Annotated in this window: 13 protein-coding genes; all 13 read right to left on the bottom strand. The window is 30.0% G+C overall.

What is annotated here, in order from left to right:
* Positions 1-86: 86 nt before the first annotated feature.
* A complete protein-coding gene (locus R3X25_RS01140; protein ID WP_317671012.1) occupies positions 87-4,298 on the bottom strand; it encodes a two-component regulator propeller domain-containing protein in 4,212 nt (1,403 codons plus the stop codon).
* A gap of 165 nt (positions 4,299-4,463) precedes the next feature.
* Entirely contained in the window at positions 4,464-6,008 is a 1,545-nt protein-coding gene (locus R3X25_RS01135) for an arylsulfatase (protein WP_317671010.1), read from the bottom strand.
* Positions 6,008-7,351, bottom strand: coding sequence for a family 43 glycosylhydrolase (locus tag R3X25_RS01130; RefSeq protein WP_317671008.1), 1,344 nt, complete (start codon positions 7,349-7,351; stop codon positions 6,008-6,010). Before R3X25_RS01130 ends, R3X25_RS01135 begins: the two co-directional genes overlap by 1 nt.
* Positions 7,352-7,354: 3 nt before the next feature.
* On the bottom strand, positions 7,355-10,003 hold the full coding sequence (locus R3X25_RS01125) for a T9SS type A sorting domain-containing protein (RefSeq protein ID WP_317671006.1): 2,649 nt from the start codon (positions 10,001-10,003) through the stop codon (positions 7,355-7,357).
* 8 nt (positions 10,004-10,011) lie between these two features.
* Positions 10,012-10,101, bottom strand: a complete 90-nt coding sequence (locus R3X25_RS15215) for a hypothetical protein (RefSeq protein ID WP_411556554.1) — start codon at positions 10,099-10,101, stop codon at positions 10,012-10,014.
* Positions 10,102-10,185: 84 nt separating this feature from the next.
* Positions 10,186-11,091, bottom strand: coding sequence for an alpha/beta hydrolase (locus R3X25_RS01120; RefSeq protein ID WP_317671004.1), 906 nt, complete (start codon positions 11,089-11,091; stop codon positions 10,186-10,188).
* A gap of 78 nt (positions 11,092-11,169) precedes the next feature.
* Positions 11,170-12,744 carry an alpha-L-fucosidase gene (locus R3X25_RS01115; RefSeq protein ID WP_317671002.1) on the bottom strand — a complete coding sequence of 525 codons (1,575 nt, stop codon included), beginning with the start codon at positions 12,742-12,744 and terminating at the stop codon, positions 11,170-11,172.
* Between the two features lie 111 nt (positions 12,745-12,855).
* Positions 12,856-15,771 carry a glycoside hydrolase family 2 protein gene (locus R3X25_RS01110; protein WP_317671000.1) on the bottom strand — a complete coding sequence of 972 codons (2,916 nt, stop codon included), beginning with the start codon at positions 15,769-15,771 and terminating at the stop codon, positions 12,856-12,858.
* Between the two features lies 1 nt (position 15,772).
* On the bottom strand, positions 15,773-17,998 hold the full coding sequence (locus R3X25_RS01105) for a glycoside hydrolase family 3 C-terminal domain-containing protein (RefSeq protein ID WP_317670998.1): 2,226 nt from the start codon (positions 17,996-17,998) through the stop codon (positions 15,773-15,775).
* Positions 17,999-18,066: 68 nt separating this feature from the next.
* Positions 18,067-19,611 (bottom strand): alpha-L-fucosidase, encoded by a 1,545-nt coding sequence (locus R3X25_RS01100; RefSeq protein WP_317670996.1) that lies wholly within the window; start codon positions 19,609-19,611, stop codon positions 18,067-18,069.
* A gap of 111 nt (positions 19,612-19,722) precedes the next feature.
* Positions 19,723-21,348, bottom strand: a complete 1,626-nt coding sequence (locus R3X25_RS01095) for a DUF5060 domain-containing protein (RefSeq protein ID WP_317670994.1) — start codon at positions 21,346-21,348, stop codon at positions 19,723-19,725.
* Positions 21,349-21,490: 142 nt separating this feature from the next.
* The gene (locus R3X25_RS01090) at positions 21,491-21,898 is read right to left on the bottom strand and encodes a hypothetical protein (protein WP_317670992.1); all 408 of its coding nucleotides are present in this window, start codon (positions 21,896-21,898) and stop codon (positions 21,491-21,493) included.
* A gap of 61 nt (positions 21,899-21,959) precedes the next feature.
* On the bottom strand, positions 21,960-22,907 hold the full coding sequence (locus tag R3X25_RS01085; protein WP_317670990.1) for a hypothetical protein: 948 nt from the start codon (positions 22,905-22,907) through the stop codon (positions 21,960-21,962).
* Between the last annotated feature and the right edge of the window lie 105 nt (positions 22,908-23,012).

The following is a 23,012-nucleotide window of genomic DNA, read 5'->3' as shown; positions in this document are numbered from 1 at the left end:
AGTAGTTTTTATATTAGATTGATTGAAAAAAGGTTTGGATTTTATATCCAAACCTTTTTTTGTATGTAATGTTTTTTATATTGCTTTTAACTATTAGAATTTTTATCTCTAATGTATTTGCTTGGTAAAATTCCAAACTGATTTTTAAAGCATTTAGAGAAGTATGAGGCTGTATTAAATCCAGTCATATACATAATTTCTTTTACAGATAAATCGCTTTGTTCTAGAAGTTGTACAGCTCTTTTTAAACGTACGCTTCTAATAAATTCACTACATGAAAGACCTGTTAATTCTTTAATTTTTAAGTATAAGCCACTTCTACTAATACTTAATTCTTTTACCAGTAGTTCAACACTAAAGTTAGTATCCATCATATGTTTTTCAACAATTTCGGTAGCCTGAAGAAGGAATTTAGTTTCGTTTGATTCTACTTCAATAGTTCCAGGTTCTATATTTACCTCTCTGTTAAAGCGTTTTCTTAATAGTTCTCTAGTAGATAGAATATTATTTAACCTTAATTTAAGCACTTCAATTTCAAAAGGTTTTTTAATATAAAAATCTGCACCTGTTTTTAAACCTTCAATTTCTTTTTCTTTGGAAATTGCAGCAGTTAGCATTACTAAAGGTATATGGCTTGTATCGTTTGTGGTTTTAAGTTTATTACATAATTCAACACCATCCATAATTGGCATCATAAGATCTGTAATAATAATAGTAGGAATGTATTTTAATGCCATTTCAAAACCTTGTTCACCATTTTCAGCTTCGTAAATATGAAAATCTTCTCCAAAACTTTTTTTAATCAAAGCTCTAATATCTTTATTGTCATCAACTACAAGTAAAACTGGGAGTTTAGATCTAGATTTAGAAATATTTTTATCAACCAAATCGTCAATAACACCTATTGCTTGAGATTCTTGTTCTAGGGTGCTTAAAAATAAATTGTCTTTTGAAACTTCATGAATGTCAGAAACTTCACAGTTTTCATAATAAACTTTATCTTTTGGTAAGCAAACAAAAAATGTACTTCCATTTTTAGAATCACTTATTACTGAAATACTTCCTTTATGCAGTTCTACCAAGTTTTTTACAAATGAAAGCCCAATTCCTGTACCTTTCTCACTTATCTTATTTTTGTCTATTTCAGTATAATATCGTTCAAATATATGTTTAATTCTATGTTCAGGTATTCCAGGTCCAGAATCTTTTATTTTTATAACAATACATTCCGACTTGTTAAATGGAAAAGTTACTTTTTCTAAAGTCTCGAAATCTTCACCTTCAATTATTTCTACAGAAATTTTACCATTATTAGGTGTGAATTTAAAAGCATTTGAAAGTAAATTATTTACAATTTTTTCTAAAGCGCTCCCATCAAACCAAGTTAAAATAGATTTTTGTTTTGAAGATATTTTAAAGTTAATTTGATTTTTATGGCTTAAAAATTGAAAAGGTTCACATATTTCTTTTATAAAATCAACAATGTTGTTTTTGCCAATTACCAATTTCATTTTACCTTTTTCCATTTTTCTGAAATCTAGTAATTGATTCACAAGGCGTAATAGGTAATTTGCATTTTTTTCCATGATACCTAGTTGCTCCACAGTATCTTTTATTTGAAGCTTTTGACCTTTACTTTTTAGATAGTCTATTGGTCCTTTAATTAGGGTTAATGGAGTTCTTAATTCGTGTGAAATATTTGTAAAAAATTCTAATTTTAATCTATTTATTTCTTCGTATTTCTCTTTTTCTAAGTGTTCTAATTCTAAATCATATTTTTTTGAAGTACTTATAACTGTAAACTTTCTAAAGGCAAATAATAGCCCTAAGATTAATAAAGCATAAATTGCTTTAGCAAAATTAGTAGCCCAAAATGGAGGAGTTATTGTTATGTTTAACTTGGCAGGAGTTTTATCCCATAAACCGTCATTATTTGAGGCTTTTACTTTTAATGTATAATTACCAGGGCTAACATTGGTATAGTTGGCAAATCTTCTGGCGGAAGTTGTGTAATTCCAATCTTGGTCAAAACCAACAAGTTTATATGCGTATTCATTTTTTTTAGGAGCTGCAAAGTGTAATGATGTAAATTCAAAGGCAAAACTATTTTCATTGTATTTTAATTCTAGCTCTTTTTTGTTGTTTATCGTTTTGTCAAGTAGAATTCTACCGTTAAATTTTTCATTAACTTCTATTGGTTTATTAAAAACAGAAAAATTTGTAATGGCTGTCTCGGTTTCATGGATATTGTTTTTAATACTATTTGGGGAAAATATAGTAAATCCGTTTACACCACCATAAACTAAATCGCCATTTTTTAATTTAAAGCAAGCAATTTCACTAAACTCATTATTTTGTAAACCATCATTAATGTCATAGTTTTTAAAGGTTTCTTTTTTAGGATTGAATTTAGAGATTCCACGGTTTGTGGAAATCCATAAATTTGAATTGTCATCTTCTAAAATTCCTTTAATAGCATTACTTGGAAGTCCTTGTTTTGTAGTGTATCTTTTAAAAGTACCCTTTTTGTTATTTTTTGAAGGTATGTATTTATTTAATCCACCGCCTAATGTTCCTATCCATAAAGTTCCATTTTTGCTTTCAAAAATATCGAGTATATAATTAAAACTAATACTTGTTGAATCTTTTGGTATGTTTTTGTAGGTTTCAAATTTTGGAATGTCTTTTTCAATCTCATTTGGCTTAAGTTTTGAGAGACCTCCTCCAGTAGCAAACCAAATATTTCCTTTTTTATCTTCTAAAATATCTCGTATAATGTTATTTGGTAAGCTAGATGGTTCATCAACTATGTTTTTAAAAATATTTTTTTTAGAACTGTTATTTAAAGTTCTTTGTACCCCATTATTGTAGGATCCCAGCCACAAATTATTTTTTGAATCTTGAAGAATGGAAAATATTCCAAAAGGAGAGTTTTCAACATTCTTAAAGTCACTTTTTGATATGTTTTTTTGAGGATCAGTAATGTCAACTTCAACAAGTTTTCTTCCAGAACTTAAACCAATTAAAACTTTTTTTCTATCCTTATCTTTGATTTCTGAAATTGTAAAAGATCTAGATAATGATTTGAAGTTTTTAAAATTATTAAAATTTCCAGAATCTTTTGATTTTAGGAGTAGGTTTAATCCGCTAGATTGAGTTCCTATCCATAAATTACCGTTACTATCTTCAAAAATAGATCGAATTTTACTTTCAGATAAGTTTCCTTTATCTGGGCCAGATTTTATATTTTTAAATTGTTTTTTTTCTGTATTTAAAATGTTTATTCCGCCACCATTAGTTCCAATCCAAATAATTCCAGTTTTATCGATAAAAACAGACTTAATTACATTTTGGCTTAAACTACTTTCATTTTTTAAGTTATGTGAAAATTTATTTTCAAGTTTTGGAATTGAATACTTTCTAGAATTTGAAAATTTTAAAAAACCTGTTGTAGTTCCTACCCATATATTATTTGATCCATCAAGAATCATTTCTGTTACAGATGAAGAATTAACCAATCGGAATTCTCTATTTTTTTTGTTTAAAGGATAACTAAAAAAACCATTTTGGGATCCTATTAATAAATTATGAAAACGATCTTCTATAATGCTATTTATTGTAGAGCTAAATAAATCAAGTTTAATATCTAATTTTTCAAGAACAAAATTTTTATTAGAATCTATTACTTTAAAAAGACCTTGAGAAGATCCAATCCAAATTGTGTTATTACTATCTTCAAAAAAAGATTTTATTACGAGTCTTTTATTTACAGAAGACTTGGTGATTTTAATTTGAAAATGTTGAAAATTTATTGAATCAATTGGTTTATTTAAATCTACTACGTCAACTCCATTTGGAGTTCCAATCCATAGTTTATTACCACTATCAATAAAAAGTGAGTTTATAATGTTACTACTTATGCTGTTTTCTTTTTTTGGTTCATGAACAAAATGTTGAAATTCTTCGGTGTTTTTATTAAGAAAATTTAATCCATGTCCTGTAGTTCCAATCCATAAATTATCATTTTTATCACCAACAATATCCCATATTAAATTGCTATTTATACTTGTAGGGTTGTTAGATTCGGGAACATAAGTGGTGAAATTATAGCCATCAAATTTATTTAAGCCATCATGGGTGCCAAACCACATAAAACCTTCCTTATCTTGATATATACTATTGACATCATTTTGAGACAATCCATCCTCAGTAGATAAATGTTCAAATTTATAATTTTGAGAAAAGGTTATAAAACAATGTAAAATTATAATAAGAGAAAAGGCCTTTTTTATATACACAGGAAACAATATTTAATAATCAAACAAAAATACTAATAATAAAGAATATTTGTTAAAAATGCAATGTACTAATTTTGAAATTATTGGTAAGATAGTTTAAAAAAAAGAGGACAACAATTTGTTGGCCTCTTTTTAAGTTTTTAGTTGAATTTGTTACTTGGTACTTTAACTTTTTCCTGTTTTTACTTTGCTATCTCTAGTTTGGTTGTACTTTTCAAATAGCTCTTTTACTTTATTTTGGTATTTAGGATTATTAATAAGGTTTTGATTCTCATTTTCAGAGATGTTTTTGTTAAGATTAAACAAAGCAAATGGAGTTCTCTTTTTAAAAGTTTTATCTTTTTTATCAATCTGAATAATCAATTTCCATCCATTTTCAGTAATCATAACTTGTTTTCCTGTCCCACTTTGTGTAATTAAAAATGGGTGAGGTTCAATATCTTTAGCATCTAGTAAAATAGGCAATAGGTTTGAAGAATCCATAGCTTGGTTTTCTTCAATATTTTGGTTGGTTAAATTAGCTAGCGTAGCCATAATATCAATTCCTAATATTGGAGTGTTAGATACCGTATTCGCTTTAATTTTACTTGGCCACCAAGCAATAAAAGGAACTCGTGTTCCACCTTCATACATTTGATTTTTTCCACCTCTATAAATATCACTTGATTTATGTTTTGAGGCCATAGTTTTTTTAATCAATAAACCTCCATTATCTGATGTGAAAATGATTAACGTATTGTCATAAATTCCTTGTTTTTTCAATGTTTGAACCATCATCTCCACTTGAATATCTAATTCTTTCACCATATCTAAATGGCTAGATGGAGTAGTGCCTGCAATTTTGGTTCCATTCAATTTTTTTGAAGGTGTATGTGGTTTGTGAACTGCTTGAGAGCAATAATACATAAAGAAAGGCTCATTTGTTTCACTATTTTTTTCAATAAAATCAACAGCTTTGTTAATTAGTAGTGTTCCAGCATTGTGTGGATCCCAATTACTATCTCCTAAACCTTCTTTTTTATCTAATTTAAAGCCAAGGTTACTTGCGTATTTTTGAGTAATTAGAACAATTTCTGAATCTTCTTTTAAAGGAGCCATTACACCGTTTTCATATACGGCATAAGGTTCTGCTTGAATTCCTGCAGGATACATAAAACTGTAATCAAATCCATTTTGCACAGGACCTCTGTCAATAACTTTACTTATATCTACATCAGTTTCATGCTCTTTTCTTGGGCTTTTATAAACTTCATTTGGATTGTCTTTTCTTGCGAAATCCATTCCAAATCCCCATTTCCCAAAAAAGGAAGTTTTGTAACCAGCTTGTTTCATTAGTTTACCTAAAGTTAATTGGTTTTTTTCAATAGGAGAAGGTTGGTAACAACCCCAAACACCTGATGGAGCATAACTTCTGTAGCAATGGTTTCCTGTCATTATTGCATAACGAGTAGGAGCGCATAAAGCAGCTGGAGAATGTGCGTCTGTAAAAATTTTACCTTCTTTAGCTAATTTATCTATAGTTGGCGTTTCAACAATAATATTATTAGAATGGATTCTTCTATAATGTGAAATGTCTCCAGAACCTATATCGTCAGCTAAAATTACGATTACATTAGGTTTACTTTCGGCTTCGCTCAATGCAAGTTCTTGTGAAAATAGGGTTGTTGAAATTAATACAACACCCAAAATTAATAGTTTTTTAAAATTCATTATTTAAGTTTTAACCAGTTTAAATTTACAGCTTTTTCTGAACCCCAATCAGATTTAAAAACAACTACAATATTTTGAATTCCAGTTACTTTTTCAGTAAGTTCGGTTTCTATAGTTTTCCAAGTGCTCCATCCTCCAGTATATTCAATAGGAAATGTTGCAATTAATTTTCCTTTTGGGTTTCCTAAATGTATTTCAAAGCTACCTATACGTTGGCCGCTAGCCACACGAGCTTCGATTTTTGTTGCTTCTCCATTACCAAAATCAACCTTATTAAATTGAACGGAACTCATCATTTTAGTATCACAAACCATCCAACCATTTGGCTCATTCTCTCCACCAACAAATGCAATATTAGCTTTTGAAATTTCATTGTAACGATCAATTTGAATAGTGTCACCTACTTTAGGAATCCCAATACCTCTTATAGTAGGTTTTACTTTTTTTATGGTTCCATCTTTTTTAAAAGTTATATAATCTGCTCGCATTGAACGTAATTTGTTATAACCACTTATATCCCACCAGTGATAAAACAATATCCACTCACCGTTATACTTTACAATGGAATGATGATTGGTTCCGTTTCCAATATTGTCCATTATTTTTCCTTGATATGTAAAAGGTCCTAAAGGGTTTTTAGCTGTAGCATAACCAATAGTATAACCTTCATCTGGAAAAACGTGCGCAAATGTAAAATAGTAAATACCATCTTTTTTAAAGGCGAAAGAACCTTCTTTGTAACCGGCAGGTAAACCTTCCACTTTTATTGGTTTTGCACTAATTTCTTTCATGTTATCTTTTAAAGGAGCTACAAATAATTCTTTTCCTCCTCCAAAGTATAAATAACCTTTTTCGTTGTCATCAATAAATAAACCTGGATCAATTCCACTTACACCTTCAATATAACTTTTCTCCCACTTAAACGGACCAGTTGGATTTTTTGACGTTCCTACACCAATTCTTCTAAACGAAGAACCATCTTTTGGTTTTGCAGGAAAGTAATAATAATAAGTGTCACCTTTTTTAATGCAATCTGGAGCCCACATTGCAAAAGTATCTTTGTCTCCCCAAGGCACATCGTTTTCTTTTAATATCCAACCATGATCTTTCCATGTAGAACCATTTTCTAATGAAAAAGCGTGATAACCAGGCATACAAAAACGAGGAAATTCTTTTTCTCTACCTGCAGGAGGATAGGTGTCACTTGAAGGGTAAACATATAATTTTCCATCAAAAACTCTGGCTGTTGGATCAGCCGTAAACATATGTGTAACTAGTGGGTTTTGAGCAATACAAACCTGAATAACAAATAGGAGTGAGGCAAGAATCGATAATTTTTTCATAAATTATTGTTTAATAATTTTAATATTTTTTGAAGTTTGAAGCGTTTCAACAGAAAGTATATAAATACCATTAGTTAAGTTAGATGTATTTAATTCTATTTTTCCATTTGAAACATCATATTTTTTCGAAAACACTAAAGTTCCTAGGTTCGAAATTAAATTTACAATAGCTGTTTTACTTTGGTCAATACCTAAATCAATAGTGAAATTATCTTTAATTGGGTTTGGGTAAGCAATAATTTCACTACCAATGTATATTTGTTTTTTATATACTCCTTGGCATTCTTTTTCTGCTTTAATTTCAATACTATTACTTCCGTTTATCAATGGTAATTCAATAAAAGCGTTTGTTGAAGTATATGCTTTGTTATTAATAGTGATATAGTAAGTTTCACTTCCTTCTAAATTTAAGTTGATAGATTTTGCTGTTTCATTCACTTTTGATGAAACTTTTAAAGCAGCTACTTCAGGAATAATTACCGTAAAGCATTGTTTATAATCTGGTATTTCAGTTAAGGTAATACAAAGTTCATGTTCACCTGGTGCTAAATTTTCAAAAGATGCATTTTGGTTAAAAGTTTTACTTAAACTTAAATCTTTAATAGTAGCTGTATAATTAAGATTTTGGTTAGTGGCAATAGTTACCATTCCATTATTTTGATTGTTACAAGTTTCTCCAATAGTTTGAATTGAAAAATTATCGCTTCCAATTTTTACAACTTCTTCACTTCTTTCTATATTTTTACTAAAAGAAAACGCTTGTAAAGTTAAACTACTTACATGTCCTCCTGTATCTGGAAAATTGATAGAAATAGCATTATTAGTTTGTAATAAATTATATGGAAATTCAATTTCTAATACTCCAAAAAATTCATCTCTTCCATGTTGATCATTTCCTCTCCAATTGGTTGGAACCTCAATTTCAGTATTGTTTATTTTAATAGTTGGGTTTAAGGATTTTCCGTGATCTCTCCCAACACCTAAACGTAAAATTGCTTCTCCGTTTGTTGAAGTAGTTACACCGTTAATATTAAAGTTAATTTCCTGATTTGCAGTAATAGGTTTTAAATAAGTATCAGCAAAGTATTTTGTTTCATTTGAAGTTTCTCCAATGGCAATATTTTTATCAAAGGTATATTCTAAAATAATGGTTGCTTCTCTTCCAATATTAATTCTGTCAATAGGCGTTGTAATTGTTGATTCATCTAACGCAGGAACTCCGTTGTTTTCAGCGTGAAGATGTTTTATTAAAATACTTTCAATTGTAGCATCACCCAATCCTTTTAAACTTAAATCTACAGTTCGTGCTTCATGATGCATGTTGTTAATGATTACATAAGCTTTATTGTCATTTACATAAGTATCAATTTGAGTGTCTAAATTACTTGCTTTTGTGTCGACTCTAGTTCCATTTACATTTGCCCAAAGTTGGTAGAATTTTACAATTTCAGTATACACCCATTCATCACCTGTTTCGCCTTCTAGTTCCTTTTTTTGTCTAAATAATCTATGTGCATATTTAGCATCTGGATCTTGAGTGCCTGATGGACTCCACCAATTTGCTTTTAAAAGAATAAAAGGTAAAGCTTGGTCAATTACATCAGGTCTTTCTAAAAACTGCATAATCATAGTAGAGAACGAACGTAGGTTGTGCCAATCTCTTTCTTTAGTATATAGTTCACCTTCAGTATTTAAACAACCATATTCCGAAAGGCAAAAAGGTTTTACTTCTCCTAATTTTAAATACTCGTAATGTTCTACCATATCTAAAATAGCTTCTACATTACTACCGGCGCGGTACTGACCTTCGTCTTGTTTTTGAACGTTGTCATATAAATGCAATGAAAAGAAATCCATTTCTTCACCAGCAATATCGATAAATGTTTTCCAGTTGTTTTCCCAATGTTGAAAATCTGATGCTTCGTATGCTGGATGCGCAGCACTATAACCACCCACTTTAGCAGTAGGATTTAATTCTTTAATTCTTTCTGAAACTACTCTATACATTTCTGAAAGATTTTCTCTTGTAGTTCCTAAACTATTTGCTTTTACAAAAGGCTCGTTCATCACTTCAATATATGTAGGTAATGGTTCACCAGTTGTTCCTCCATTACCATGAAAATATTTAAAATAATTAGCAAAAAATTCTGCTAACGGAGCATAACCTTCTTTTGCCATAGTCCATTTTGCACCATTAGGTCCAATTTCATTTTCTCCATTTGGATACATTCCCTCTTGTCCGCCAATCATATAGCGACTAATTCTATTTTCGTATTTGTGTTGGCTAGTGTTGTTTATATAGTTGGTAATAGCTGTGGCTCCTTTAGATTGTAAATAACTAATACTTGGCCATCCAGGTTTGTCAGGATCTTCTTCACAGATAGATAAATTCCAAGGTAAACTACCGTTATTTCTACCTAAATAAGTATCAAAATCTTCTAGAAATTCTCTTTGATATTCATCACTTGGCCACTCACTATCATTAATACCGGCATGAACCATTAGATATTTTGATCGGTCAAGTTCTGAAACTCCACCAACTGAATGTTTTACATCTAAATTAATATCAACAATATCTTGCGCTATTATTGATGTATGGCTAACAATGAATAACGTAAAAGCGGTTAATGTGGATTTAAAAAAAGTATTCATAGCATGTATTAATTTTTTATAATTTTTAATCGTTTTGTTGAATGTTCAGTTTTAATTTCAAGCATGTAAATACCATTATTTAAGTAATTTGTATCCACAGTAATTTTACCATTACAAATTTACTTTATCAAGAACAGTGAATTATTAACAAATGATTAATAGAGTATAACTAATGAGTTTTACTAGTGTTCACCTAGCCAATCAAGAAATAAGTTGGGCCAATTATTCAATGGTTTTTTAGTTTCTGCAAAAGCAAATCCATGACCACCAAACGGATAAATGTGTAGTTCTACAGGGATATTTTTTTTAGTTAGTGCTTGGTAAAATAAAATGGAGTTATTTACAGGAACTGCTTTGTCATCTGTAGCATGGACTAAAAATGTTGGAGGTGTGTTTTCTTTTACTTGTAGTTCATTTGAGAAATGCTTTTTTAAACTATCTGTTGGGTTTTTACCTAGTAAATTAAATCTTGATCCGTTATGTGTAATTGAATCTCTCATGGATATTACAGGGTAGATAAGTCCCATAAAATTAGGTTTTGCTGAAACACTATCTATTGTATCTGATTTAGTGTAAATAACTTCGTTAAAATGTGTTCCTGCAGTGGAAACTAAATGACCTCCAGCTGAAAATCCTAGCAGTCCAATTTTGGTAGAATCAATATTCCATTTTTCTGAATTGAATCTAACAATTCTAATAGCTCTTTGAATATCTTGCAATGGAGCTTTATGTTTTTCTATTATAGATTTAGATTTTGGTAATCGATATTTTAATACAAAAGCATTAATTCCTTTAGAATTTAGCCAAGTTGCAAATTCAGTACCTTCGTATTCGAATGAAAGATTTCCGTAACCACCTCCAGGGCAAATAATAACTGCTTTTTTTGTGTTTAAGCTATCTGGTGTTAAAAAAACAGAAATTGATGGGTTTTGAACATTCGAGATATGTAAAATACGATCTCTTTTAGAAATTTCTTTTTCTGAAGAAGAAATTTGATTTGGAACTGTTTTCCATAAAGGAATAATTTCTTGACTATAATTGTATAAATGAACGAATGTGATAAGTAGTATGGTTAGAATTTTTTTCATTTTCAAATTTAAATAATTAAAAAAGCCTTAAAAAATATTTTCAAGGCCTTTTATAAATTAATATAGAGAATTATTAAATTATCTTTTTGGTGTTATTTTAAATGAAAAAGCATGCTTACCAACTTTAGAAGGTAATTTAATTGTTAGTGCTTCATCTTTTTTTGTAAATTCTAGATTACCTTCGTTCCCAAGCATTTGAATAGACTCAATATCTGAAGTAAATAATTTATTACCTTCTTTTAAAGAACGAATATTCAATTCTTTACCTTCTGGCCAATCTAAAACAATTGCATATAAAACGTCTCCTTTAGTTGTGAAACGAATATCTTTTGCTGTGTTATCAGCATTTTTTTCTTCGCTTAAATGTCCTTCAACAACTTCAGCATCACCTTCACCATAAATTTCAAAAGTTCTTGTTCCATAAATAGCTTCACCATTTACTTTTAACCATTGTCCCATTTCTAATAAACGTTCTTTTACTGGCTCTGGAATTGTTCCGTCCGCTCTTGGAGTAATGTTTAATAAAACTGCTCCATTTTTGCTAACAACATCCACTAAAAAGTCAATAAGTCTATTGGTAGATTTGTATTTTGGATCATCGATGTGACACCAAGCTTTCCAATCAATAGAATCATCTGTTAACCAAGGGAAATCTTTCTTTTCACTCATTCTAGCACGTTCTAAATCATAGACTGCAGAACCTTCAGCAAAATCGTAAAATTTATATGTAGAAACTACTTCTTGGTTATTTTTTGCTGCATGATTGTAATAATATTCTAAAAACTCTTTTCTATGTTCTTCGCTAATTACATCCATTTTATTGTCGAACCATACTAAATCTGGATTGTATTTATTGATAATTTCTTTTAAACGGTTTAACCATTCATCGTTAAAAGCTTTATCAGCAACAGGATAATAGCTTTGATCACCATTATCTAATTGATGTTTGCTTTTTGGCATTTTATTGTCACCTTTTTTTAGTTTTGGACCATATAATCCAGCGTATTTTGGATCTGAAGCATCTGTTGTTTCATCCCAAGTTGGATACCATCCAAATAACCATTGACGGTGGAAAGTGGCAATAAATTTCATGTCTCTTTTACGAATTTCTTCAGATAATTCACCCATAATATCTCTTTTAGGCCCCATATCTTTAGCATCCCATTCGGTTAGAGCACTATCCCACATGGCAAAACCATCTGCGTGTTCTGAAACTGGTCCAGCAAATTTAGCACCAGCTTTTTCAAATAAGTCTGCCCATTCAGCTGCATCAAATTTTTCAGCTTTAAACATTGGTATAAAATCTTTATAACCAAATTTGTCTAGTGTTCCATATGTTTTAACATGATAATCGTATATTTTATGAGCTTTACCATTTCTAGCTTCAGGATTATTTGCATTTACATACATCCAGTGAGCGTACCATTCAGTTTCATGAGCAGGTACAGAATATGGTCCCCAATGGCAGTAGATTCCAAATTTTGCATCTAAAAACCATTCAGGTGTTTTATGTTTTTTTAATGATTCCCAATCAGCTGTAAATTCAGGAGTTTCTGTTTTTTTTGTTTCATCTTTTTTTGATTCATTACAAGATGTTATAAAAAAGATAGCAGCTATTACTGTTAGCAGTTTTGTATAATGTTTATAATTCATGTTACTGATTTTTTGGCTAAAATAGATTAGTTGAACGTGCTAGAGTATAACAAATGGATTAATTTCTACCACATTTATATTTCATAAATAAAATATGTATTTACATATAAACTATTTCCAGTTGCTTAATTCGAATGCATTAAACCATATTCCTTTATTTCCGTTTCCGTTAAAATTGACTATTACAGGATTTATTCCGTCGGATTCAATTATAATTTCTGAAGTTCCAGGTAAATCCCATTGCATTTGTTTTCCTTCTGTAACTTTTGAAATTACTTTAACTTTATTAATAGAAGCTTTTGAGGTTACAATAACTTGTTTTTCATAAGGTAATTTATGAATTTGTAGTTTTTGCATTTTCTCTTTATTTGGATCCATTAAATCTGAATTGGTTCTTGGTGCGTGATGCCAACTTTTTAATTTAAAAATTCCTTTAGGAAGGTTTTTTAATTCTAAATTAAATCCTTCAGAATCTATTGAAATTATTCCGTCACCATATGCAAAACCATATTTTCCAATTACATTCATTTCACCTAACCAACGTATAACTCCGTTATTTGAGCCGTTTAAAATTTTGGCAGTTACACCTTTAAAGTTTTTAAATGAGTAACTGTTTTCACCTGTTTGGTTTCCGTTCCAAGCATTCCATCCAAATTGTAGTAATTGATCTTTAGCGCCTAAATCTACCCTTTCTGTGGTAAAATCGTAAATGGGTAATGCATGTTTTTCAATTTCATTTGTATTATTTTTAACTAGTGAAATTTTTGAGCTTGCAGATTTTAATCCTTTAGATTTTGCTGTAATTATAATTTCTCCTGTAGTTTTTCCAGCTTTAACTAATGCTGGAGCAACTCCATATTCAGTAAACATTGGATTTGCATTAATATTTGCATTGTCACCAATTATAGATGCGTCTCCTTTTACTGAAAATTTAATTTTTTCTTTAAAATCAGATACTATATTTCCATTTTTGTCAATTACTGTTGCATAAGCTAAAATTATATCGTTGTTATCAGCTACAAAAGTTCTTCCTTCTGAATCAATTTTTAATTCTAACGCATAGGCTTTTCCTGCTGTTGATTTTTTAGTTTCTAAAGTTTTTCCATTTTTAAAATGAGCTTTTGCAATTAAATTACCTTTTTCATATTTTATTTTTTTAAAATGAAATGGAGCATGATCTAAACCAACATAACTAGTATCTGCACTTGGTTTTGATTTTTCTATAAGTTTTCCATTTAATAATAATGAAACTTCAGGAGCATTGCTATATACCGTAACTTCTTCTATACCTTTTTTCCAATCTTCAACAATTTTTACAAAAGGTTCAGTTTTAAGTTCAGTTTTGTACCAATCTAATTCAGGTCTAGGATATCTAAAAATTGTCATCATTCCACTTCTGGTTCTGTCAACTTTATCTTTTGCTCTGGCATGTGTTGGATGAAAGGTATAATAGGCATGTGCTGTCCACGAAATAATTCCTGTCATTAATGGGTCTCTTTTATACGGAGCAACACCTGCAGGTCCATGTCTTCCTTCCATTGCAAACATTGGTTCAGTTCTATCCCAAATAAATGGTCCATATAACATATTTGCATTGATATCTGTTAATCCAGAAGTTTGCCAACCAGTCCAACGTGCGCTTTGAGAAGCGGTTAGTCGAGTTGGATCTTCTTGTTTTATAGTGTTATGAATTCTTGGAACATAACCTCTATGGTTTACACCAGCTCCCCACATAACAATTGAAGGGTGATTTCTATGATTTCTAACTAAAATTCTTGCAGCTTTTTCTAAATTATTCCACCACACATTGTTTTGAGAAATTGAAACCCAAGTTGGAGCTTCTTCATACACTAAAATTCCTAACTCATCACAAGCATCAATTAAAGCATTATCATGTGGGTAATGAGCTGTTCTAACCATGTTAAAACCAAACTCTTTAAACTGCAGCATATCTTTATAATGTAGCGAATTTGGGACTGCATCTCCAATATACGGAAATTGTTGATGACGGTTAGCTCCAATTAGTTTTATAGGTTTGTTGTTTAAAATGAAACCTCTGACAGGATCTAATTCAAATTTGCGTAACCCAATTTTATTTTCAACAAAATCTATTTGTTTATTGTCTATTTTAACAACACTATTTACTCTGTATAAATAAGGGTTTTCTGTATCCCAAAAATGTACATCATCTTCAAGACTTCCTATTTGGTTGAATTGGAATTCTTGTTGGCTTTTAATTTCTGAAGAATTAACTAGTTTTAGAACAACTAATCCTTCTTGGTTTATAATTCGAGTAATTAATTGGCATTCTACAGTTGTTTTATTTTCATTTTTTACTGAAGTTTTAATATTAATTACAGCATTTTTGTTTACCACATCAATAGTTGGTGTGGTAATATTTACTCCAGAATTTAATGTTTCCCAATTAAAAGTTACGTGAACAGGATTTGTTTCAACTAAATAAACATCTCTGTATAAGCCACTAAACTTAACATAATCAAAAGGACCTGGATCTGGTGGGATAACTTCATTTCTTCTATTATCAACTAATAAAGTTATTTGATTGTTTCCTTTATTTACAAAATTTGTAATATCAAAATGAAAAGGAGAGTAACCACCAACAGCAAATTGACCAACATGTTTTCCATTTACCCATAAGTCTGTAACCTGGTGTGCTCCTTCAAATTCAAGAAATATTTTTTTTGAGGTGTTATTTATTTCAATATTTCTTCTGTACCAACCAACTTCTCTATGAAAAATTAGTTGTGTTTTATCGTCTTCTAAACCATCTAATGTAAGTGAAGTTAGTTTTAAAGTATGTGGTATGGTTACTGATTCCCAATTAGAATCGTTAGTATTAACTTCATAATTTTTAGCTTCAGGATTTCCTAAATGAAATTTCCAATCTTGGTTTAAATTAAGTTTTGCTCTATCTGTTTTTGGGAATCCAAAAGGTAGATTTTGAGCAAAATTTTGATTGAGAATGAATGTAAAAATTAGAAGAAATTTAAAATGTTTAAAATTCATTTTATTGGAATTTAACAGTTGTTGAAATTGTTTTTGAAGCTCCTAAATCAGTACTTCTTTTGGAAGGTAAAGAGCCTCCAACATAAACAGTATAATCACCATTTCTAATTATTTCTTCTCCTTCAGTATTAAACTGATTAAAAGTTTCTTTTGTTAAATTAAATGTAACTGTTTTAGTTTCTCCAGCTTTGATAAACTCACGTTTAAATGATTTTAAATCGTAAATAGGATCTTTTGTTCCAGCTAAAGGAGAACTGATGTATAATTGAATTACTTCTTCAGAATCAATTTTTCCTGAATTTGTAATTTCAGCAGTTACTTTGTAATTGTTGTCGATTTTTAAATTTTTGTATTCAAATGAGGTGTAAGACAATCCAAACCCAAATGGATATAATGGTTCTTTACTCATGTATTTGTATGTTCTACCTTTCATACTATAATCTGTGTACGGAGGTAATTGATCTACAGATTTAGGGAATGTAATTGGTAGTTTTCCTGAAGGAGGTACATCTCCAAATAAAATATCAGCAACAGCATTTCCGCCTTCTTCACCAGGATACCAAACAAATAAAATAGCATCTACTAAATCGTGTAATTCTGGAATTGCAATTGGGCTTCCACCGGTTAAAACTAATACAATAGGATTTTTTGTTTTAGCTCTAATTTTTTTAACATAATCAATTTGATTTTGAGGTAATTTAATGCTTTTTCTATCTCCACGTGCATCAGATGCAATTGCTTCACCTTCTTCACCTTCTAATAAGCCTGAAATACCCATAACAGCAATACAAACTTCAGATTGTCCTGCTTCACCAGTAGACCAGTCGATTGGGTTTACATTGTTTCTAAAAGGTAAAACTCCTGATTTGTAGTTAATTGTTGTTCCTGGGCTAACATGGCTTACAATACCATCTAAAATTGTTTGAGTACTACTTGTTAAACCGTAATAGTTACCCAATAATACTTCTTGGCTTGAAGCATTAGGACCAACAACATACATTGTTCTTGCATTCTTTTTTAGCGGTAAAATGTTATTCTTGTTTTTTAATAGAACAATAGATTTTTGCGCAACTTCTTTTGCAATTTGTCTATGTTTGTCAGAGTCAATTACTTCGGCAGAAATATTGTCGAAAGGGTTTGTTCCAATTGGGTCAAACATTCCTAATTTAAACCTAGTTAATAAACTTTCTTTTAAACGTTGGTTAATTAACTCAATAGTTATTAATTTTTGATCTAAAGCGCTTTTTAATACTTGGTAAACATTACCGCAGTTTATAGTTGTTCCACTTTTTAAGGCTAATGCTGCAGATTCTTCAGCGGTTTGTGTTACTTTATGAAATCTGTGAAAATCACTTATAGCTCCACAATCTGAAACTATGTATCCATCAAATCCCCAATCTTTTCTTAAAATGTCTTGTAACAAATATGGACTTCCACAACAAGGCTCACCTTGTGTTCTGTTATAAGCGCCCATTACACCTTCAACTTTTGCTTCTGTAACTAAAGCTTTAAATGCAGGAAGATATGTTTCAAATAAGTCTTTTTTACTTACAACAGCATTAAATTCGTGTCTAAATTCTTCAGGTCCAGAATGTACTGCGTAGTGTTTTGCACAGGCAGCAGCTTTCATATATTTGGAATTAGTTCCTTGTAAACCTTTTACAAAGTTTACGCCAATTCTGCTTGTTAAAAAAGGATCTTCTCCATAGGTTTCTTGACCACGACCCCAGCGTGCATCTCTAAAAATATTAACATTTGGCGACCAGAAGGTTAAACCAGCATAACGATTTCTATTTCCAATTTTTATGGATTCGTTGTATTTGGCTCTAGCTTCATCTGAAATTGCAGTTCCAACCTTTAAAATTAATTCTTCGTCGAAAGTTGCTCCAAAAGCTATTGCTTGTGGGAATACGGTTGCTCTACCATTCCTTGCAACTCCGTGTAAAGCTTCGTTCCACCAGTTGTATTCTAGAATGTCTAAACGCTCAATAGGAGGGCAGATGTCTAATAATTGCGATGTTTTTTCTTCCAAAGTCATTTCAGCAATTAGTAAATCAACTCTTTCTTCATTTGAAAGTGAAAGGTTATCCCATTTGAATTTTATTTCATGGGGAATTTGTTCTGTTACGTTGTTATTTTTATCGGTTTTACAACTGGAAAAAATAAGTGTGATTGCACAGAAAAAAATAAAGGTGTTTATACTGAACTGGGTTAAAGGTTTTTTCATGATATTTAGTTTAAAAAAAAAGTACATTTATAAAAATAAATGCACTTTTTTAAATCAATATAAAAAAATTAAAGTGTAAACTCTAATGAAAATGCGTATTCACAAGGTTTTTTATTTGGAAGTTTTACTTCTAAATAATCATTGTTTTGGTTAAATTTTAAATCATCGTCACTTCCTAAAAGGCGTAATTTTTTAATAGATAAATTTTTAGAGTACTCTGAATTTTTACCTAAAGTTTTAATTTTCACAATCCCATCTGCAGGCCAATCTAGAACAATTGCGTAAAGTTTACCATCTTTTTGAGTAAATCTAATGTCTTCAGAAGATAAATCTTTGTTATTTCCTTCAGAATGGTGACCTTTTTTCACTTCAGTTGGGCCTTCTCCAAAAGTGTCCCAATATTTAGTGTCGTAAATAGCATCACCATTTACAGTTAACCATTCTCCAATTTGAAGTAAAATTTCTTTTTGGTCTTCAGGTATAGTTCCATCAGATTTTGGACCTACATTTAAAAGTAAGCATCCATTTTTAGATACAATATCAACTAAATCATCAACTATTTGATTTGCTGTTTTAGATTTCCAATTGGTTACATAACTCCAAGAATTTTTACCAATAGAAGTATCTGTTTGCCAAGGAAGTTTTCTAATACCTGGTAATTTACCACGTTCTAAATCATAAATTACGGTTCCTTCTGGAAAAGCTTCGTGCGAAAAGTTTTTGTCTTGTAAAACAACTTCTTTATTCCATTCAATTCCTTTGTTGTAGTAATATGCTGCTAATTTTGGTCTCATGTCAGCAAAGTCTGGAATGTCTAAATAAAAATCGAACCATAATATATCTGGTTGGTAGTTATCAATAACATCTTTAGTTCTTGCCCACCAACGTTCTTTGAATTTTTCAGAAACTGGTTCTTCTAAATTTTGACCTTTTGATGAATATAAATCGGCATATGCAGGATCAGAAGTATCGAAGTGATCTTTTTTATTGTAGAAAGACCAGTTAAATGCAAAATGTGAAGAAGTTCCCATAATCATTCCTTTTTCTCTACCTGCTTTAAATAATTCACCTAAAACATCTCTTTTTGGTCCCATGTCGTAAGCATTCCAACGCGTAGTATGTGATTTGTACATAGCGAAACCATCGTGGTGATCGGCTACTGGAATTACATATTTAGCACCTGCTTTTTTAAATAAATCAATCCATTCGTTAGCATTGAATTTTTCAGCTTTAAACATTGGTATAAAATCTTTGTAACCGAATACTTTTTGATCTCCCCATTTTTCTTTATGGTGTAAAAACTCTTTTGTTGGGCCTTTTTTTCCTGTACCTAATTGTGCATTAAAATTGGCAGTATCCATATACATGTGTCTTGGATACCATTCTGAACCATAAGCAGGAACAGTGTAAGCTCCCCAATGAATAAAAATACCGAACTTTGTTTTATTAAACCATTCAGGATCTTTATAATTTTTTTTAATAGATTCCCAATTTGCCTCGTATTTAGGTTTTTGTACTTCAGCAATATTTTTTTCAGTTTTTTTATCTCCACATGAGATAATGGTTATTGCTATTAAGAAGAGACCTAAAAGTTTAATTACGTTGATTTTCATTTTAGTTTTTTCTTTATATAAGTTTTAATTGTAGTGTAAAAATATTGTTATATCTGTATTTGTATAATTACAAATGGGTTTTATAGTACATTAAATGTTTAAAGCTTGCTTTTAATCTATTTTTTTTGAAATTAATATAGCATCTGCTTTATAGCGCCAAGGATTGATTTGTTTTTGATTTTTTCCTGCCATTTTTTCTTCGGTAAATTCTCCTGTTAGTGTGTTAAACCATTGTACAGTTCTTTTGCCGTGTTTTGGTTGTAAATACCAAACATTAGATCCAAAATTTTCTTTTGGAACATATAAAAGTATAGTTTCATTTTTGTCTGTTAAATTATAACTACTTGTGTTTTTCCATGGCATTGGTTTCATGGTTGAAAAGTCGAATTTTGTGAACAGTTTTGTGAGGTGTTTAAAATATTCGAATTTAGGCTTTGAGAAATCTTCTGGTTGCTCAAAAGGATTGTAAATTAAAACATTCCAAGATGCACCTTGCCAATAATAAGTTGAATAAACGCCAGCAAATAAACACATGTAATTTCTTCTTAAGCAATATTCTGCATTGGTATAATCTCCTGTAAACACAGTGTAAGGCGATTCTTCGTAACCGCCATGTTCAATATTAAATACTGGCTTGTTTTTGTATTTTTCTTGTACTTCTAACATTCTATTGTAAATGTTATGTCTCCAATCTTGTGTTGAAATAAAATCTACTTTGTCAGCATATTTTGAGCAAAATTTAAAGTCGTGAACAGATAGTAAACGTTTGTAGTTGTCTAGTTTTCTAACCCTTTTAATTCGATTTAAAATATAGGTTTCATCAGCTCTTCCATAATATAAAGCCTCTTTAGAAATATCCCAAACAATGTTTGGGAATGCTTGGTAGCGTTTTACAACATAGTCAAAATACATATTATCTGCTTTGCTATCCATATCTGGCCATGCAACTAGTTTATTCCAAACATAAATCATTAAATGAGAAACAATTCTTTTATCGTGCATTAAACTAATTGTGCGATCTAGTTTTTTAAAAAAATCGGGGTTTAATGAAGAATAATCAGGGTTTTTATTATTTCCTAAAAAAGGAAAAATATCTTGTGGTCCACCAAATTCATGTTCTGGATGTTTTTTTAATTTTTCGTCTTTTTTCCAGCTAACATCATAGGAGAAAACATTCATTACAATTTGATTGAAACCGTTCTGGTTTAATAGGTCTAGAAAGTGATTTGTTTTTGGAATCTCTTTATTGTTTTTATAATCTAACGCATATAGCCAATCGCATTCAAAAGCCATTAAAAAATATGGATCACCATTTTCATAATAAAAATGTTGAGGATTTTCTTTATTTAAAACTATAGCACCTTTATTATTTTGGTTGTTTTTTGAAACTATAATTTTTCCTCTTTTATTTTGAAGTTTTTTTATGCTTGAAGTTGTTTTAAAAGTCCATTCGCCTTCTAATGAAGCTGAAAACCTTAAAAGCCACTCGCTATTGCCATTGTAAAAACCTGACACTTTTTGAGTATTTCCATTTTTATGAGTAAAAATTGCGTCAAAATTTTCAGTAAATGGTGAAGCTACTTTTGAGGTGTTTTTAAATTTAATGTCTATAACTTCCCATTTTTTTACAGTATACGTTTTGTTTTTTTTATAGGTTTTTGCTTTTAATTGAGCTGTTATTGAAATTGTTGACAATAATATAATTAGAAGTACGAGGTGTTTAGCTAATGGTTTCATTAATAATTTATTGAATATTTACATTGTAAATTTAAGTTTTAAAGGTGTTTAGCAGTGCAACATATGTTTTAAACATTAGAATAATTAACAAAAAAAAGCCTGTAACTAGTTACAGGCTTTTTTTTGAATATGGTTTTAATAACTATTTTACGATAGTTACGGCTTTCCAGTTTGAAATCCATCGATTTGCTGAATTTTTGAAGGTCATAAAAATTCTGTATTCTTCATTTTCTTCAAGTTCTGAAGAAGTAGGTACATTTTTTCTAATTTTTAATTTTCCAGAGGCTTTACCTTCTTTTGTTCCTTTTGTAGATTCATCGGTATTACTTGCTTTCCAAACAAACTTTTTTGTTTTTGTATTGAAAACTCTTAATACAAATGCTACTCCATTTTCTCCAACAGTTTGGTTTTCACCTGCGTTATATGTTCCTTCAACTTCAACTACTGCTCCTTTTGAAATAGGTTCTGTAGGAAATGTTGTTATTGTTGCTTTTTGTGCAAATGTTACAGCTGAAATTAATAAGGCTACAACTAAAATTGTTTTTCTCATTGTTTTATAATTTTTCTTTTTAAACCATTGTTAATTTGGAAACAATGATGTTATTTGTGTTTTAAAGTGTTGATGTTTGTCTTAACTCAAAATCATCAAAATAGATAATTTCTTCTTGTTTTTGTTTTTTAGTGGTATTATTTATATTGAAGTCTAATCTGTTACAGACACCTGGAGTAGGGAACTTTCCTTTCTTGTTTTCAATATTTCCCATAAATACTTCAGCTTCATACCAAGTATTTAATTCTAAATTTGAAAAAGTAGCTGTTGTTGGTCCTTCCGCGTAAGCAAATTCTTTACTCCAACCATCTATCCAAGGAACTAATTTAATAGTTATGTTAGAGTTACTTGTAGTTAAAAATTTAAATTTTAAATATTTTCCGTTTTTATCGTTAAATTTAATTTTTGTTCCTAACATATAAGGAACTTCCCATTCAAATGTTCCTTTAGGAACCGTTACTTTCATAACTTTATTACTACTGTTTATTCCAGATTTTGAAGGGTTTTTAACCACTTTAGCAGTAGCTTTTTTACCTTCTAGTTTTGGAACTTTTCCTTCAAAATTTAGAGACCAAGACGGAGCTGCAACTATTTTTATTTTTTCTGTTAATGAAAACCATTTGTTTTCTGAAGTTCTAAATGTTACACGGATTACATAGTGTTGACCTTCAGCTAATTCAGAAGATGGTTTTAAGTCTTTCTTTATAAGTAGAGTTTTTGTAGACTTTCCTGATTTTTTACCTGAAGATTCTTTGTCTTGAAGCCCCATTAACCATTCATATTTGTTTTTTTTAGGACTATTTGCATCAAATAATTGCAAATTAAACTGAACTTTATTTACATCATGAATTGTAGCATTTGTACCTGCATCCCAAGTTGCCTCTAATTCTAGACTTTCTCCTAACATAATTGAAGATGGTGGAGTAGTTGTCCAAGCAGCACTTGGTTTGTTTTGAGCGAAGCTAAATGCTGTAATTAAGCAAATTGCTATTGTTGTAATTTTTTTCATTTTTATTAAATTAATTATTATAAAAGCTAAATTATTTTTGAAATTAGAAGAATAAGGTGTGATATGTTTTCTAAGGCCTTAAATAATTTTATAAAAAAAGCTTTG

It is taken from the genome of Lutibacter sp. TH_r2, from assembly GCF_033101135.1.
In the GTDB taxonomy this organism is placed as follows: Bacteria; Bacteroidota; Bacteroidia; order Flavobacteriales; family Flavobacteriaceae; genus Lutibacter.
The sequence above is the reverse complement of the archived record's forward strand: the minus strand, read 5'-3'. Positions and strand labels throughout refer to the sequence as shown.

What these genes read in the sequence shown, in the direction of transcription:
- R3X25_RS01095 (WP_317670994.1), bottom strand. Translation starts at nt 21,348, where the DNA reads ATGAAACCATTAGCTAAACACCTCGTACTTCTAATTATATTATTGTCA.
- R3X25_RS01100 (WP_317670996.1), bottom strand. Translation starts at nt 19,611, where the DNA reads ATGAAAATCAACGTAATTAAACTTTTAGGTCTCTTCTTAATAGCAATA.
- R3X25_RS01115 (WP_317671002.1), bottom strand. Translation starts at nt 12,744, where the DNA reads ATGAATTATAAACATTATACAAAACTGCTAACAGTAATAGCTGCTATC.
- R3X25_RS01130 (WP_317671008.1), bottom strand. Translation starts at nt 7,351, where the DNA reads ATGAAAAAATTATCGATTCTTGCCTCACTCCTATTTGTTATTCAGGTT.
- R3X25_RS01090 (WP_317670992.1), bottom strand. Translation starts at nt 21,898, where the DNA reads ATGAGAAAAACAATTTTAGTTGTAGCCTTATTAATTTCAGCTGTAACA.
- R3X25_RS01085 (WP_317670990.1), bottom strand. Translation starts at nt 22,907, where the DNA reads ATGAAAAAAATTACAACAATAGCAATTTGCTTAATTACAGCATTTAGC.
- R3X25_RS01110 (WP_317671000.1), bottom strand. Translation starts at nt 15,771, where the DNA reads ATGAATTTTAAACATTTTAAATTTCTTCTAATTTTTACATTCATTCTC.
- R3X25_RS01105 (WP_317670998.1), bottom strand. Translation starts at nt 17,998, where the DNA reads ATGAAAAAACCTTTAACCCAGTTCAGTATAAACACCTTTATTTTTTTC.
- R3X25_RS01125 (WP_317671006.1), bottom strand. Translation starts at nt 10,003, where the DNA reads ATGAATACTTTTTTTAAATCCACATTAACCGCTTTTACGTTATTCATT.
- R3X25_RS01135 (WP_317671010.1), bottom strand. Translation starts at nt 6,008, where the DNA reads ATGAATTTTAAAAAACTATTAATTTTGGGTGTTGTATTAATTTCAACA.
- R3X25_RS01120 (WP_317671004.1), bottom strand. Translation starts at nt 11,091, where the DNA reads ATGAAAAAAATTCTAACCATACTACTTATCACATTCGTTCATTTATAC.